At 28.4% G+C, this 14,136-nt stretch carries 12 protein-coding genes and 1 other RNA gene; 2 read left to right on the forward strand and 11 right to left on the reverse strand.

Translation table 11 applies throughout. The features are described from left to right. Nucleotides 1-214: 214 nt before the first annotated feature. The 7 genes from K0040_RS16850 to K0040_RS16880 form a co-directional block, all read right to left on the reverse strand. Nucleotides 215-526, reverse strand: a complete 312-nt coding sequence (locus K0040_RS16850; RefSeq protein WP_175487702.1) for a transposase zinc-binding domain-containing protein — start codon at nt 524-526, stop codon at nt 215-217. Nucleotides 527-822: 296 nt separating this feature from the next. Then, on the reverse strand, nt 823-2,022 hold the full coding sequence (locus K0040_RS16855; RefSeq protein WP_074919494.1) for a 5-methylcytosine restriction system specificity protein McrC: 1,200 nt from the start codon (nt 2,020-2,022) through the stop codon (nt 823-825). A 2-nt stretch (nt 2,023-2,024) separates the two neighbouring features. Then, nucleotides 2,025-3,683: an McrB family protein gene (locus tag K0040_RS16860; RefSeq protein WP_083399412.1), complete on the reverse strand. Its 1,659-nt coding sequence runs from the start codon at nt 3,681-3,683 to the stop codon at nt 2,025-2,027. 67 nt (nt 3,684-3,750) lie between these two features. Then, entirely contained in the window at nt 3,751-4,824 is a 1,074-nt protein-coding gene (locus K0040_RS16865) for a DNA cytosine methyltransferase (RefSeq protein WP_074919496.1), read from the reverse strand. A gap of 142 nt (nt 4,825-4,966) precedes the next feature. Then, nucleotides 4,967-5,316: a transfer-messenger RNA gene (gene ssrA, locus K0040_RS16870) on the reverse strand. Nucleotides 5,317-5,547: 231 nt separating this feature from the next. Then, nucleotides 5,548-6,009, reverse strand: a complete 462-nt coding sequence (gene smpB / locus K0040_RS16875; protein WP_074919497.1) for an SsrA-binding protein SmpB — start codon at nt 6,007-6,009, stop codon at nt 5,548-5,550. Between the two features lie 88 nt (nt 6,010-6,097). Then, the gene (locus K0040_RS16880; protein WP_228109909.1) at nt 6,098-6,751 is read right to left on the reverse strand and encodes a DUF998 domain-containing protein; all 654 of its coding nucleotides are present in this window, start codon (nt 6,749-6,751) and stop codon (nt 6,098-6,100) included. Between the two features lie 266 nt (nt 6,752-7,017). On the opposite strand from K0040_RS16880, the gene ytaF reads away from it, so the two are divergent. Beyond that, complete coding sequence (gene ytaF / locus K0040_RS16885; RefSeq protein WP_228109910.1) at nt 7,018-7,668, forward strand: sporulation membrane protein YtaF; 651 nt, start codon at nt 7,018-7,020, stop codon at nt 7,666-7,668. 67 nt (nt 7,669-7,735) lie between these two features. On the opposite strand, the gene K0040_RS16890 is transcribed toward ytaF, so the two are convergent. From K0040_RS16890 to K0040_RS16905, 4 genes are all read right to left on the reverse strand, one after another. Then, nucleotides 7,736-8,749: a sensor histidine kinase gene (locus tag K0040_RS16890; protein ID WP_228109911.1), complete on the reverse strand. Its 1,014-nt coding sequence runs from the start codon at nt 8,747-8,749 to the stop codon at nt 7,736-7,738. Continuing rightward, on the reverse strand, nt 8,746-9,417 hold the full coding sequence (locus K0040_RS16895; RefSeq protein ID WP_228109912.1) for a response regulator transcription factor: 672 nt from the start codon (nt 9,415-9,417) through the stop codon (nt 8,746-8,748). Before K0040_RS16895 ends, K0040_RS16890 begins: the two co-directional genes overlap by 4 nt. Before the next feature lie 133 nt (nt 9,418-9,550). Next, a complete protein-coding gene (locus K0040_RS16900; RefSeq protein WP_228109913.1) occupies nt 9,551-11,548 on the reverse strand; it encodes an FtsX-like permease family protein in 1,998 nt (665 codons plus the stop codon). After that, the gene (locus K0040_RS16905) at nt 11,538-12,305 is read right to left on the reverse strand and encodes an ABC transporter ATP-binding protein (protein WP_228109914.1); all 768 of its coding nucleotides are present in this window, start codon (nt 12,303-12,305) and stop codon (nt 11,538-11,540) included. Before K0040_RS16905 ends, K0040_RS16900 begins: the two co-directional genes overlap by 11 nt. 303 nt (nt 12,306-12,608) lie before the next feature. Here K0040_RS16905 and K0040_RS16910 point away from each other — a divergent pair. Beyond that, nucleotides 12,609-14,136 (forward strand): SH3 domain-containing protein (locus K0040_RS16910; RefSeq protein ID WP_228109915.1); only part of this gene is annotated, 1,528 nt, incomplete at its 3' end.

Here is a 14,136-nt window from a genome sequence, read left to right on the forward strand (position 1 = left end):
TTTGGTGCTACTCAATTTTATAATAACTTAAATAATTTAATTTTTCTATATGTTTCTATGTAGATATCTTAAATTATTCAAGATTTCAAGTAATATAGTTTTCTTACTCGTAAAAAATGACCTATAAAGAGATCACCTTAACTGACACCTAACGGTTGTCAGTTTTTTTGTATTTAAATTTACTTCCACAGTTTGGACAAACTAATTCTGGCATTCATTCATCTTCTAGCGAAGGTACCGCTCCAAAACCAAATATTATATCTTGTCTAAATTCTTCAATAAGAAATTCTGGTATTGTAAATACTGCATGTCTATGTTTTATTTTCAACATATTATTAGCTTGTTTATCTGCCCATTCTAAAGAATATTTACTTCCACAATTTAATGCTTTTTGAACTGTATTTACTATATGCTCACGCATTTCTTTTCTAACTCTCGGTAACTTTGATATTTTGAAATCTTCAAAGTGATTTTTCAAAATTATATTTATAATTTTGTTACTTTTATATTTTCTACACTTACTCATATCACTATTATACACAAGTTTTCCACAGGTTTGAATCTAATATAAACTCCTTGTAATTAAAAAACTACTAAGCCATAAACTTAGTAGTTCCTTATCCTCGTTCTCGAGGGTTTGAATGGTGGAGATGATTCGCAACAATCATATCCACCATTTCATTTTACACTTTTCTACATGATTTTTACCACTGGGGGTCATACAAGGACGAAGTCCTTGTTGCTATTAATTTAAATATATTAATTTTATATCTGTTGGATAATGAATTATTATAAATAAATTTTTACTAGTATTTATACTAATTAATTGGCTTCTATACAACAATATATTTTATCTATAAGGGTAAATATTTCTTTTTTAAAATCATCTTTTGATTCTACAGATATGTCTATATATACAGAATATATTTTATTAGTAATAAAACTATCTGAATACATCTCTAATACTTTATTTTTTTCATCTCTGTTAGATGGATAACACAATATAGCTTTTTTACAATTTAGCATACCTGAATAAAATAACATTTGAAAAATATCTGCATTTTTAAAATTTCCATCTAATTTATTTTTCACGTCTATAATGCCCGTACATTCATTACTTATTGACGAATAATTAAATAATATATCTGGAATATACAATTTATCATTTTTATCCCATTGTCCATATACTTGTTTAGCATTCCATTCTATAAACCTAGTATCTTTTGATACTTTGAATAATATTTCCTTTATAAATTTTTCAAAGAGTAAGTCATAGTTTATTAAAAAACTTTCTCCTCCTATATCTCCACTACTATCAAAATAACTCTCTTCTAAAATAAGATTCGCTAAGAAATATGCGTTTTTACAATAATAATTCTTACTACTAAAATGAACATCTTTATTTTTTGATTCTAAGTTATTCACATTATTAAACATACTTTTTATACTTCTTAAGTCCTCAAAATCAAATTTTATATTACATACCTTTTCGAAAGCTTTTTTTAAGGTTCTATTCAATATATTATCTACTGTTAATTCATCTATATAATTTTCAAAAGGGTTATTTTTAAGAGCTATAATATTTTTATAGCTATTCACATAATCAACAGATCCTCTAATATAATTCGAATACTCTTTCTTTGAAATATATTCTGTACTCAGTCCCTTTCTTTTTATAATCTTTAATTCATTAATAAACATATCTACTATGTTTATGTAGTTGTCAGATGAATTTAAATCAAATATAGGATCTTCAAAGTTTTTAAAATTCCCATATACAAAATAATACATCCTAATAATATGATTTAATGTTATTGATTCATGCTTTGGGGTCAACTCTATAATTCTTTTATTAGTTTTTATATATCCAACATAGCTTTTATTTAAATTTAATATATTTTGGCTTATATCTAAACACTCTATACCTATACCTTTGCTTTCGAGTACTTTTAATATGAACTCTATTTCTTCTTCATAAATATATATTGAATGACCTTGTTTAATCGATATATTATTGAACATAATTACTCAACAATCTCTGGGAATTGACTTTTAAGTTCTTCTATAAATTCATTATTGTCATATATTCTATTTGAAATTTTATTTCCTAAAATTGAAACAAGATCATTTATATTTGCATATGTATATTCTTCAAGTATTGGTATTATTGAGTAATTAAAAACTAATCTTAAACTGTCACTAGTCCATCTTATTTTACCATCAACCCATTGTACAAAATCAGACAAAAAGTATGCTTGTCCTAACATCAATTCTTCTTCCCCCAATGTATCCTTTATCCTATCATTTAAAGATTTGAATAACTTATATATATCTATCTTTATTTCCTCTATATTAGATAATTCTTTTATAACCTCATAATTAGGTTGTAATTTTATAAATGCAAATCTACGTCTTATTGCATAGTCTAATACAGCTATACTTCTATCTGCAGAATTCATTGTTCCTATTATAAATAAATTACTTGGTATTCTAAACTCATTTACTTCTTTATTATTAATATTTATACTTTTAATCAAATCTACCGTATATTCTCTATCCAGTGCTAGTATAGTTTCTCCAAATATTTTTGATATATTACCTCTATTGATTTCATCTATTACAAATAAATATTTCTTACCTGAATTATTTTCTGCTTCGTTACACATTTCTAAAAACTTACCTGCTTTAGTTACTATATTACCACTTTGTATAGTTGAACCACCTATAAAGTCTTCATATACTGTATTTGGATGAAATTGTATCTTAACCACTTCATCAAACTCATTCTCAATTGATGATATAAATCTACTTTTCCCTATACCAGGTACTCCGTATAAAATAATCTGTTTCTTAAGCATTAATATATTTTTTATTTCTTCACTTGATGGATTTTTGTCATTCAATTCAATTAATCTCCTTGTGTTCTGTATATTTATAATTATTCCGTCTTCATTATTGTCACATTCTTCTTTCATTTTAACTTCAGGCTTATCTATAAAATCTATTAATCCCCTTAACTCTGTTCCTTCTATTTTAATATCATTATATTCAATCTTATTAGTCATGCAATCATCATAGAAAATTTCTTGTAATTCTTTTTCATTTATATTTAAATATTTTAATGTATATTTTACACATAGCCTTGTAAATTCTTCTTGAGTAATATTATCGTCAACTTCAAATCCTATAAACCTGCATATCCATATCGATAAATTAACAAGAGAAATTTTATTACCATTTAAATACTCTTCTTTTATGTAACTTAGATAATTACGTTTTAATTTAACGGTATCATTGTCATATTTATCTAAAAATTTATCAACTAATGTATTATCTACCGTATCTGTAATCCTACTTAATAGTTGTTTAAATGTAGACCCCCCATTGTAAAATTGTTTTTGTTTTATACTTTTTTGTATTGAAAATGGAAATAAACATGTTCTTTTATCTCCTATTTCATCTTCTGTAAAAACCGAAGATAATATATATAAATTTTCATTATATATTTTCTTTTCTTCTTCACTCATTTGACTTGTTTTTTTAAATGATATATAGTCCCATGTATTAATATCTAATGATTTGAAAAAAAAGAAAAGCCCTAATTGCTCTGGAGCATTTATACTATTAGCTTCAAAATATTTTATACTACTTCGTACTGATTCTTTATCTATATATTTTCTCATTTTAATTCTCCCTCCCTATATAAAGATTATACAAAAAAAATATAAGCTTATCTATATTTAGATAAGCTTATATTTTTATATCAAACGATAATTGTTCTTCTCTTTTTTTAGTCCCTACATTATCTAGCTTTTGTCTAATAGAGTTACCTATTACTTTTCCAAGCAATGGTGGTACTGCATTTCCAATTACTTTGTACTTATTAGGAATAGAATCACCTATAAATTCGAACTCATCTGGAAAAGATTGTATTCTAGCAACTTCTCTTACACTGTACCTTCTATCCTCAGTTGGATGTATTATGCCACATTTCTCTGGTGTTGCAGCTGCTGTTATTGTTCCATTTATCTCATTTCTAGCAAATCTTCTATAGAAATTTGGTGCTCTATATTTTTTCATATTATCTCTTATATTTTTTAATCTTTGAGGTAAATGTTCATATGGAATGTCCTTCCACGATCCACCTTCTTTTATAAAAGGTATTAATAGTTTAGATTGAGGTGAAAATTCCCATACTTCATCTTGATTTTTTACATCTGAATTTATCTTAATTACTTCTCCTACAGTTAATAATTTATCATCTATGTTATGTGTAGGCTCCGGGAACTCATACTCGATTCCTAAGTCATTTCTAAATGCTACAAATATAACCCTATATCTATTTTGTGGAACTCCGTAATCTGAAGCTTTTACTAATTTATGTTTTACAGTATATCCAGGTTTAATATCCTCAAGCATACTGTTTATTGAATCTATTAGCAATGATCCATCATCATTCTTACTGGTTAAAATACCTCTTACATTTTCAAATATTACTACCTTTGGCTTTTTTTCATTAATTATTCTCAAGCATTCTAAATATAAGTTTCCTCTTTCATCATTTATACCTAATCTATTCCCCGCACTTGAAAAAGGCTGGCATGGAAATCCTGCAACTATGACGTCAGAATTAGGTATTTGTTTTTCATCTATTTCCCTTATATCACCTTGAATAATATTACCTATATTATGTCTATATATTTCCACTGCAGATTTATCAAAATCATTTGCCCAAATAATATTAAACCCAGATTCTTTCAATCCTAAATCAAATCCTCCACAACCACTAAAAAGTGAAACTACACTATATGAATCTTTTTTCATCTATTCCACCTCTTTTTTCTTATGTTAACTGTTATAGTATAGTATTATATCATTTTATTTATATTTTTTTCTAGGTATTTTTTATATTATAATAACTAAAAAGGTATTGATTTACTAATCAATACCTTCTCGAGGGTTTGAATGGTGGAGATGAGGGGAGTCGAACCCCTGTCCGCAAGCTTTTTCCTCGTTGCGTCTACGTGTGTAGTCAGCTGTTTTAGTATCTCGCCTTAGCTAGCGTCCAGTGACAAACTCTGGCTTTGGCCAGTCCCAATTAATCCACTAATAGTCGAGACACCCTAATAGTAGTTCCCTGCATAAATGATGTCCAGGCCTAGCCGGCAGGAGGGCTCAGGCGGGACAAGCAGCATTAAGCTGCTAAAGCGTAATTATCGTTTGCGTTTGTTTTAAGTTCCCCAGTTTTTACGTGACCCAGAGTAACACGACACGCTGCCCCAAGTTCCGAACCCACGTCGAAACCTTTACACCCCCATAGGAGTTTAAAGTCATTGAGACTGCTCAATTTGCAAACTTTCACCAATTCAATATTTAATTTTATATGAAGGAGTACACAAAATTGTTACACCCTTATTTACTATTTTGGCAAGGTAGTAACATTTTTGTTACCCCCTTTAGTAGCATCTGCTATTAACTAGCTGTGCTGTATATATAATATATATCTTTTTAAGATAAAAATCAACTAGAATAAATTTACTAATCTTCTTAGTATTTACCAGTCATTTCTCTTTCTATTCTTCTTTGTGCATCTTTCTTAGCAAGGTCTTGACGTTTGTCATAAAGTTTTTTACCTTTTGCTAAACCTAGCTCAAGTTTTACCTTACCATTTTTCAGATACATTCTCAGTGGAACTAAAGAGTAACCTTTTATAGTAGTAGCCCCTATTAGCTTTCTGATTTCGTATTTATGAAGTAATAATTTTCTAACTCTAAGAGGATCTGCTTTGTAAAAAGAGTTCCCTTGGTCGTATGGACTTATATGAACTTGTTTTAGAAAAACTTCAGAGTTATCTACAGATGCGAAGCCTTCTTTTAAGTTGACTTTCCCTGCTCTGATTGATTTAACTTCTGTTCCTTTTAATTCTATTCCACATTCGTAAGTGTCTTCTATGAAATATTCATGTCTAGCTTTTTTGTTTGTAGCTAATGTTTTTTCTCCTACTGCCATACTCTCACCTTCTTTATTATTATTTCATTTTAATAAGCATTAGTATATCATATGATGAAAAAAATCTCAAGATTATTGCTAATTCTTTCTATTTATCACATTTTGTGTAATAAAAAGATAGAATAAATATTAAAATTTGCAATGAATAGATAACTAGTCTTTCTGTTAGTCCTAGTATATTCAGTCCTATTTTCATAGAAATTGGGTTCATCATTCCACATAACGTTATTATTATTGCCATTATTAAAATAAAATTACCCAGTTCTTTCATTTTCTCCTGTGCAATATAACCATAAGCTAAGGTAAATGCTGATGTTATAGTTGTTGCAACTACGGCAACAGTAACTGCCAAATGCATTATATTTTGGGAGTTCATTACTGTTTTGTCTCCCACAAGTGGAAATGCTGCATATCCAAATAAAGATATTACTTCCATTCCCAAAAGAATCACATATCCTGTACGTGTTGCCAGATTATATTTTCTATTTGATTTGACAATCATTCCTATAATAAATAAAATCATGCACACTCCATAAATAGTTGTGAAAATTCTAAGTAGATCTTGGTTTGGAGCACCATCTGCAGTTAATGAACTAATATCCATAGTTATAGTGTTATATTCTGGCCACAATATATTCCCCAGCATAGTATGAGCCATATAAAATACAACACCAATCATGCCCAGTGGCATAAGATATTTTTCTATCTTCCCTTTGCTGCTCAAACTTTTATTTTCTTCCATGAAAAATCCCCCTTTTTAATAAATAACTTATTCCTACTCCTATCAATCCTATTTTATAGTTTTCGCCAAATTGCTCGGGAAATATTATTAAAATTGTCATATACATACTTATTATGAAATAGCTTATTAATAAATCTGTTTTTTTATTTCTAACTTAAATTGTAACATAAGTTCTCCTTTTACAATATATTGTTAATACAAAGCAATCATTTGCTTTTGACATGTTACTTTGTAATTTTCTAATCTATAAAAATAGGGGGTCATCTATGTTTCATGCACTAAATTCCTTATCCACACTAGATGCAGTTTTGCTTGTTTCTGCCCTTTCCATGGATGCATTTGTGGCAAGTTTTGCTTATGGAACAAGTAAAATAAAAATTCCCTTTAAATCAGCTATGACAATTAACTTAGTCTGCTCTACTATTTTGGCTATTGCCCTTTTTATGGGTAGTATTATAAGCAAATATATTCCTAGCGCTTTTACAACTAGCATATGTGTTACAGTGTTATTAATGTTAGGCATGGCTAAATTATTTGATAGTACTTTGAAAGCTATTCTAATTAAAAGTGGCACTCTAAGTCGCGATTTATCATTTAAACTATTTGATTTTAAGTTTTTTCTTAGGGTTTGCTTAGATGGCACAGAGGCAGACGTGGATCAGTCTTATGAACTTTCCCCTAAGGAGTCTTTCTCTTTGGCGGTGGCTCTTTCGCTTGATGGTCTGGCAGCCGGTTTTAGTACAGGGCTTATGGTAACAAATTATGTGGAAATTATAATATTTTCACTTGTAATAAATATGGTTGCTGTATTACTCGGTTGCTTTTTAGGTAACAAAGTTGCACAGAAAAGTGAACTTAATCTTTCATGGTTAAGTGGAGTAACTCTTATTTTGCTAGCTTTTTTGAAATTAAAATAAAAATTAACTTTGCTTTACTTAAAAGTTATGTATTAAAAAAGGATGTATCCTAGAAGATACATCCTTTCTATTTTTCTACTAGGTTTTCTGTTATGGGGAAAATTATGCTTACTTTTGTGCCTTCATTTATATTAGAATCAATCTGCAGACCTAGTCCAAGTTTCACACATAGTTTTTTGCATAAATACAGACCTATACCTGTACTCTTTCCAAACTTCCTACCATTTTCTCCTGTAAATCCCTTTTCAAACACTCTATTTATATCTTGTTCAACTATTCCAACACCGTTATCTTGAACTGTTAGCACTATTGAACTTCCCAGTTTTTTAGATTTAATTGTTATTTTATCTTCTGTTCCTTTTGAGTACTTAATAGCATTTCCTACTATTTGATTTAATATAAACTCAACCCATTTTGTATCAGAATAAATAATTTCATTAATATCATCTAATTGTAAGCTTATTCTTTTGCTTATAAAATCTCTTTGATTTTTTTTAATTACATTTTTTATAACTTGAGATAATTCTGCTTTCTTTATAATATAATCCTTGCCTACTTCGTCACTTCTTGAATAATATAGAACTTGCTCCACAAAGTTTTCTATTCTATCCATTTGTATATTAATTTTTCTTGTGATTTCATTATTATTATTTTCTATTAATAGTTTTGAAGATGCTATTGGTGTTTTAATTTCATGAACCCACATTTCTATGTATTCTCTGTATTCTTCTTGAATGTTTTTATAGTACTTAACATTTTCATGCATATCTCTACTTAGTTCTTTTAAGATATCATTTATTTCTTCTCCTATCATAAAATTTGCATCATCTATTACTTCAGGCAACAAATACTTCTTGTCTAAGTTTTCCAAGATAGTTTCTATGTTATTAAAGTATTTTTTATATTTTATATACTCCAGCAACATATAAGTTATTAATGGAAGGAACCATATACAAAATAAAAGAAAAATTATAACTGGAGCTGCCTTAGCAAAACCCATAAACAATGAAATAAGTATAAAAAACATTAGATTTACAGCTAAAAAAAGTACCTTATCTTTTATGTAATCAATCATTTTCATGGCATTATATACCCCAATCCTCTTCTTGTTTCTATTACATTTTCTATCCCTATCTCTTCTAATTTTTTACGAAGTCTTGTTACATTTACAGTCAAAGTACTATCATCTACAAAATAGTCCGTGCTCCACAAGTACTCCATTAGTAATTCTCTAGATACTATTTCTCCCTTGTGATTTATTAAATATGAAAGTATTTTTACTTCGTTTTTAGTAAGTTCTATTTCTTTATTATTGTAGGTAATAGTTGCATTTGATAGATTTAGTTGAAAATCTCCATATGTTAAAATGCTACTATTAGCTGCTATTGACCCACTTCTTTTTAGTAATGCTGATATTCTTGCCAGTAGTATTTGTGTATTATAAGGCTTTGTAACAAAATCGTCTGCTCCTAAGTTCATACTCATAAGCTCGTCCATGTCACTATCTCTACTTGTTACGATTATTATAGGTATATCAGATTCTCTTCTCACTTCTCTGCATATGTAATATCCATCGAAAACTGGTAGATTTATATCTAGCAAAACTAAGTTGGCATTTTCCTGTATTATAAATTCCACCACATTGTCAAAAGATGTAGGTGCTACTACTTCATATCCATATCTACCTAAGAAGTTTTTCAATTCTTCTCTAATTATTTCTTCATCTTCAATAATTATTATTTTTTCCATAGGTTTTATCCCTCCTTAGTTTATATACTTATTTTATACAAATATATAAATTACTCATTAATTATTATTTGTATAATTATACCAAAAAATCTATTCAAAGTAGATTTTTTTACTTTAAATAGATTTTTTTAATTTATATATTATTTTTTACTATGTTTTTGTATCCACTATAAGTTATACAGAAGTAAATTGCATATACGATAAAGAATATTCCTGCTGTTACAAGAGATGATCCTCCAATATCTGGCTGGTTGTACATTGAAATAAATGTATTTGCTACTTGTATACCTACAACTGAGTGAACTAAAGCTAGTCCCACAGGTATACTAAAGTAAACAAGAGTTTGCACAAATATTGTTTTGTTTATGCTCTTTGTACTTGCTCCCAGTCTTTTTAATGATACATATCTTTCTATACTATCACTTGCCTCACTTAATTGTTGAAGGGCAAGAACTGCCATACTACTGATTAAGAATACTATTCCTATATAAATTCCTATGAATAATATTGTAGTTGTTATTCCTTTACTTTCTTTATAAATAGAATCTCTAGTATATCCACGTACATATCCTACTTTGCCATAATCTATATTTGAACCATTATATATTTCCAAATCCTTTAAAAACTTTTCTTCACTTTGTTGTGCATCACCTTTTGCAAAATTTATATTTACATTGCTTGAAGATATAGTTTTGCCATTACAAAGATTATCATTTACCACTATAGTAAAAAGATTATTTTGCATATAAACTGTTTGTAAGTTTTCTTTTATTATTTTTTTATCTTTTATATTGTATTCTTTTCCTTTAATTTTAATAGTATCATTACTTTCCATATACTTTTCTATGGAAGGAATCATTTTTGAAAAGTTTGACATTATTAATACTTCATTTTCTTTTAAGTTTATTGGATCTTCATTATTCAATTGTCTAATTTTATTGTAATCTGAAATTTTCACATATGATACTTCAGGATTTATTTCTTTAACATCCTTATTTAAAGGTATAACATCTGATATTAATGTTTCGTCAATATATTCATTGTAATAAGCTACTTTGTCATCTTTACCAAATTTAATTCCCATAGAGTCAAAAGATTTTTTTATATCTTCAATTTTGTCGCCTTCATTTACATACATCTGTCCAGTAGCATCAAATGGTGTAGCCCCTTTAAGCCCTGATTCTATAGCATTTTTCAAACTAAATCCTGTTGATAATACTCCTATTGTTAAAAATAACATTAGACAAATTACTGACATAGATATAAAGTTTGTATTTACCTTACTATTAATTTGTTTTACAACAAATATATTTAAACCTTTGAAATACACGTTTTTATTCTTTTTCACCACATATAAAATAAATCCAGCTAAAGAGAAGAAGAATAAAACTGTTCCAACTATACCAAGCCCTATAGATATAAGGAATCTAGAGTCTGTTATATTTAATCCCACATCTAAAACTAGCTTATATGCAGTTCCTAAAGATGCAATACATAAAATAAACGTAATTAAATATACAAATGGATTTTTAAATTTTATTTCTTGTGTCTTTCTTCCTACTGTTAGTAAATCAATTATTTTATATTTTGATATTACAAAAGAGTTAAATAACATAACAAGAACAAACATTATGCCAAAGTATATAATTGTTTTTATTATTGCTGGCATTGAAATTATAAAACTATAGCCAGACATTTTAAAGTCAAATAGTTTGGCTACAAGTACTGATAATCCTTGTGATGCTATAAGACCTATAATTAACCCACTTATTAGTGAAAATACACCTACAATTACTGTTTCTAATATTAATATTTTAGAAATTTTGTTTTTTGACATACCAAGAGTCATGTAAATTCCAAGCTCTTTGTTTCTCTTTTTTATTAAGAAATTATTAGCATAAAGAATTAAACTACCTAAAATAAATGCTATGAATACTGATACTCCTGAAATTAATCTAGTAAGAGTATCTATATAACCTCCCGTAGATGAAGAAATCTCCACCATGGCTTTTTGAGATTCAATAGAGTTAAAACTATAAAATATACAAACTGCCAGTGTTAAAGTTAAAAAGTATATGCTATAGTCTTTAAAACTTTTCCTAACATTTTTAAATGCTATCTTAGAATACATTATTGTCATCCCCTCCTATTAGAGTAATAACTTCCATTATTCTATTAAAGAACTCTTTTCTTGAATCTTTACCTCTTACTAATTCTGTGAAAATTTTTCCGTCCTTTATAAATAAAATTCTGTGAGCGTAACTTGCTGTAAAAGCATCATGAGTAACCATCAATATAGTTGCATTTAACTCTTGATTAAGACTTTCTAGTCTTTCTAATAATAGTCTTGCAGATTTTGAGTCAAGTGCTCCTGTTGGTTCATCAGCAAGTATTAATGATGGGTCTGTAACTATTGCTCTAGCAGATGCTACCCTTTGTTTTTGTCCACCAGACATTTGGTAAGGGTATTGTTTTAATATTTTTTCAATTTCTAAATATTTTGCTACTTCTTTTATTTTTCCATCTATTTCAGAAGTTTTTTCTCCTTTTATTGTTAACGCCAATGCTATATTTTCATAAGCAGTTAATGTATCTAATAAGTTAAAGTCTTGGAATATGAATCCTAACTCATTTTGTCTAAACTTATCTAAGTTTTTAGACTTTAATCTTGTAATATCTTTATCATTTATTATTATGCTTCCTGTTGTAACAGTATCTATTGTTGAGATACAGTTAAGAAGTGTTGTTTTACCACTTCCACTAGGCCCCATTATCCCAACAAATTCTCCTTCATTAACTTTAAAACTTATATTGTCTATGGCTTTTGTAACATTATCTTTATTTCCATAGTATTTTTCTATTTTTTCAACATTTAATATATTTTTCATCCTTAAGTAACCCTCCTCGATTTATCTTTCATGTCTTTTATTATATACACCTTTTGTTTTTTTAAATATGTATGTATATTTCATTATCATTACGTTTTTGTAATGTTGAAAATATAAAGTATACAATCTATAAAATATAGTTATTCGCTAAAATAATACCTAAAACATCCGTAAAATAAAATAGGTACAAAAATAAAAGGTTAACTTTTGAACTATTTAGACGAAACCATATACTTTTATTATATAATTTATATATTTTACATTTATGGTAATTTATTCTAATTGAAAGGGGGAAATATTAATATGAATAAAAAAGACAAATCTCTTTTAGCCGTGTCCTTAGGTATTGCTATAACTTCTCAGAATCTAATGACAATAGCAAATGCAGATTCAATTAAATCAAAATCAGATATGGACGTTACTATTTTATCAGATGATGATTTCCAAATAAAAGTAGGTGCAAATTCTCAAAACAAAGATTCCAAAGAGTCACCTAAGTATCAACCGGACCCTGAAGCAAACAAAACTTATAGTATGGGTAACATAGGAGAAAGTACTTCTAGAGCTTTTATGTCTAATAGAAGTGCTTTTTCTCCTCAAAAGGCAACTTTGTCTAACTCAAAGGCTATAGGTAGCGGAAGTGTAACAGCAAGTTCTCTAAGTGTAAGAAGTGGGCCATCTACTTCAAATGGTGCAATTGGTACATTAAAAATTAATGAAACTGTTGAAATACTAGGTAAAAGTAGTGATTGGTACAAAGTTGATTTCAAAGGTAAACAAGGATATGTACAAGCATCTTATTTAAGGTTAAACCCAATTGAAAAAGGTATAGATGTAAGTAAATGGAACGGAAACATAAATTGGACAAGTGTAAAAAATTCTGGTGTTGACTACGTTATTATAAGAGCTGGATATGGGACTTCTACTATAGACCCAAAATTCAAAACTTATATTGAAGGTGCAAAAAGTGTTGGACTTAAAATAGGTGTGTACTGGTTTAGTTATGCTACTACTCCAAATAATGCTGCTATTGAAGCTCAAGCCTGCTTAAATGCTATATCACCTTATAAAAGTAGCATTACATACCCAGTCTTTTTCGATTTTGAATATGATAGTGTTAGATATGCAAATAACAATGGCGTGAAAGTAACAAAGGATCTAGCATCTAGAATGGCTACTTCTTTTCTTAATAAGGTAGAGTCCAAAGGATATACTTCAGGTATATATACTAATAAAGATTTTAGTAGTACATACTTTACTTCCGACCTTATTAATTCTAATAATTTATGGGTGGCTCAATATTCTTCAACTAATACTTTCGGAAAGCCCTATTCCATGTGGCAATACTCAGAAAAAGGTTCTGTGCCTGGTATAAGTGGATATGTAGATATGAATTACACTTGCTTAAAAACTTTTGGTGGTAGCTCAGGTAGTGAAGAGCCAAGTACACCTTCTGGAAATCAAGGTGTCACTACTGCTAATGTTAACTTTAGAAAGAGTGCTTCTACTTCTTCTAGTATTATAGAAACTATTCCTAAAAATACTACTATCGAGGTTGTTGATAAATCTACTTCTGGTTGGTATAAGGTTAAGTACAAAGGTAATACTGGGTATGTTTCTAAGGACTATGTCAAGTTAAATGGCAGTGGCGGCGATGATAATACTCCTCCTCCTTCTTCTTCTGAAAAAGGGGTTACTTCTGCCAATGTTAACTTTAGAAAGAGTGCTTCTACTTCTTCTAGTATTATAGAAACTATTCCTAAAAATACTACTATCGAGGTTGTTGATAAATCTACTTCTGGTTGGTATAAGGTTAAGTACAAAGGTAATA

It is taken from the genome of Terrisporobacter petrolearius, assembly GCF_020748185.1.
GTDB lineage: Bacteria > Bacillota > Clostridia > Peptostreptococcales > Peptostreptococcaceae > Terrisporobacter > Terrisporobacter petrolearius.

What these genes read in the sequence shown, in the direction of transcription:
- K0040_RS16850 (WP_175487702.1), bottom strand. Translation starts at nt 526, where the DNA reads ATGAGTAAGTGTAGAAAATATAAAAGTAACAAAATTATAAATATAATT.
- K0040_RS16855 (WP_074919494.1), bottom strand. Translation starts at nt 2,022, where the DNA reads ATGTTCAATAATATATCGATTAAACAAGGTCATTCAATATATATTTAT.
- K0040_RS16860 (WP_083399412.1), bottom strand. Translation starts at nt 3,683, where the DNA reads ATGAGAAAATATATAGATAAAGAATCAGTACGAAGTAGTATAAAATAT.
- K0040_RS16865 (WP_074919496.1), bottom strand. Translation starts at nt 4,824, where the DNA reads ATGAAAAAAGATTCATATAGTGTAGTTTCACTTTTTAGTGGTTGTGGA.
- smpB (WP_074919497.1), bottom strand. Translation starts at nt 6,009, where the DNA reads ATGGCAGTAGGAGAAAAAACATTAGCTACAAACAAAAAAGCTAGACAT.
- K0040_RS16880 (WP_228109909.1), bottom strand. Translation starts at nt 6,751, where the DNA reads ATGGAAGAAAATAAAAGTTTGAGCAGCAAAGGGAAGATAGAAAAATAT.
- ytaF (WP_228109910.1), top strand. Translation starts at nt 7,018, where the DNA reads ATGTTTCATGCACTAAATTCCTTATCCACACTAGATGCAGTTTTGCTT.
- K0040_RS16890 (WP_228109911.1), bottom strand. Translation starts at nt 8,749, where the DNA reads ATGAAAATGATTGATTACATAAAAGATAAGGTACTTTTTTTAGCTGTA.
- K0040_RS16895 (WP_228109912.1), bottom strand. Translation starts at nt 9,417, where the DNA reads ATGGAAAAAATAATAATTATTGAAGATGAAGAAATAATTAGAGAAGAA.
- K0040_RS16900 (WP_228109913.1), bottom strand. Translation starts at nt 11,548, where the DNA reads ATGTATTCTAAGATAGCATTTAAAAATGTTAGGAAAAGTTTTAAAGAC.
- K0040_RS16905 (WP_228109914.1), bottom strand. Translation starts at nt 12,305, where the DNA reads ATGAAAAATATATTAAATGTTGAAAAAATAGAAAAATACTATGGAAAT.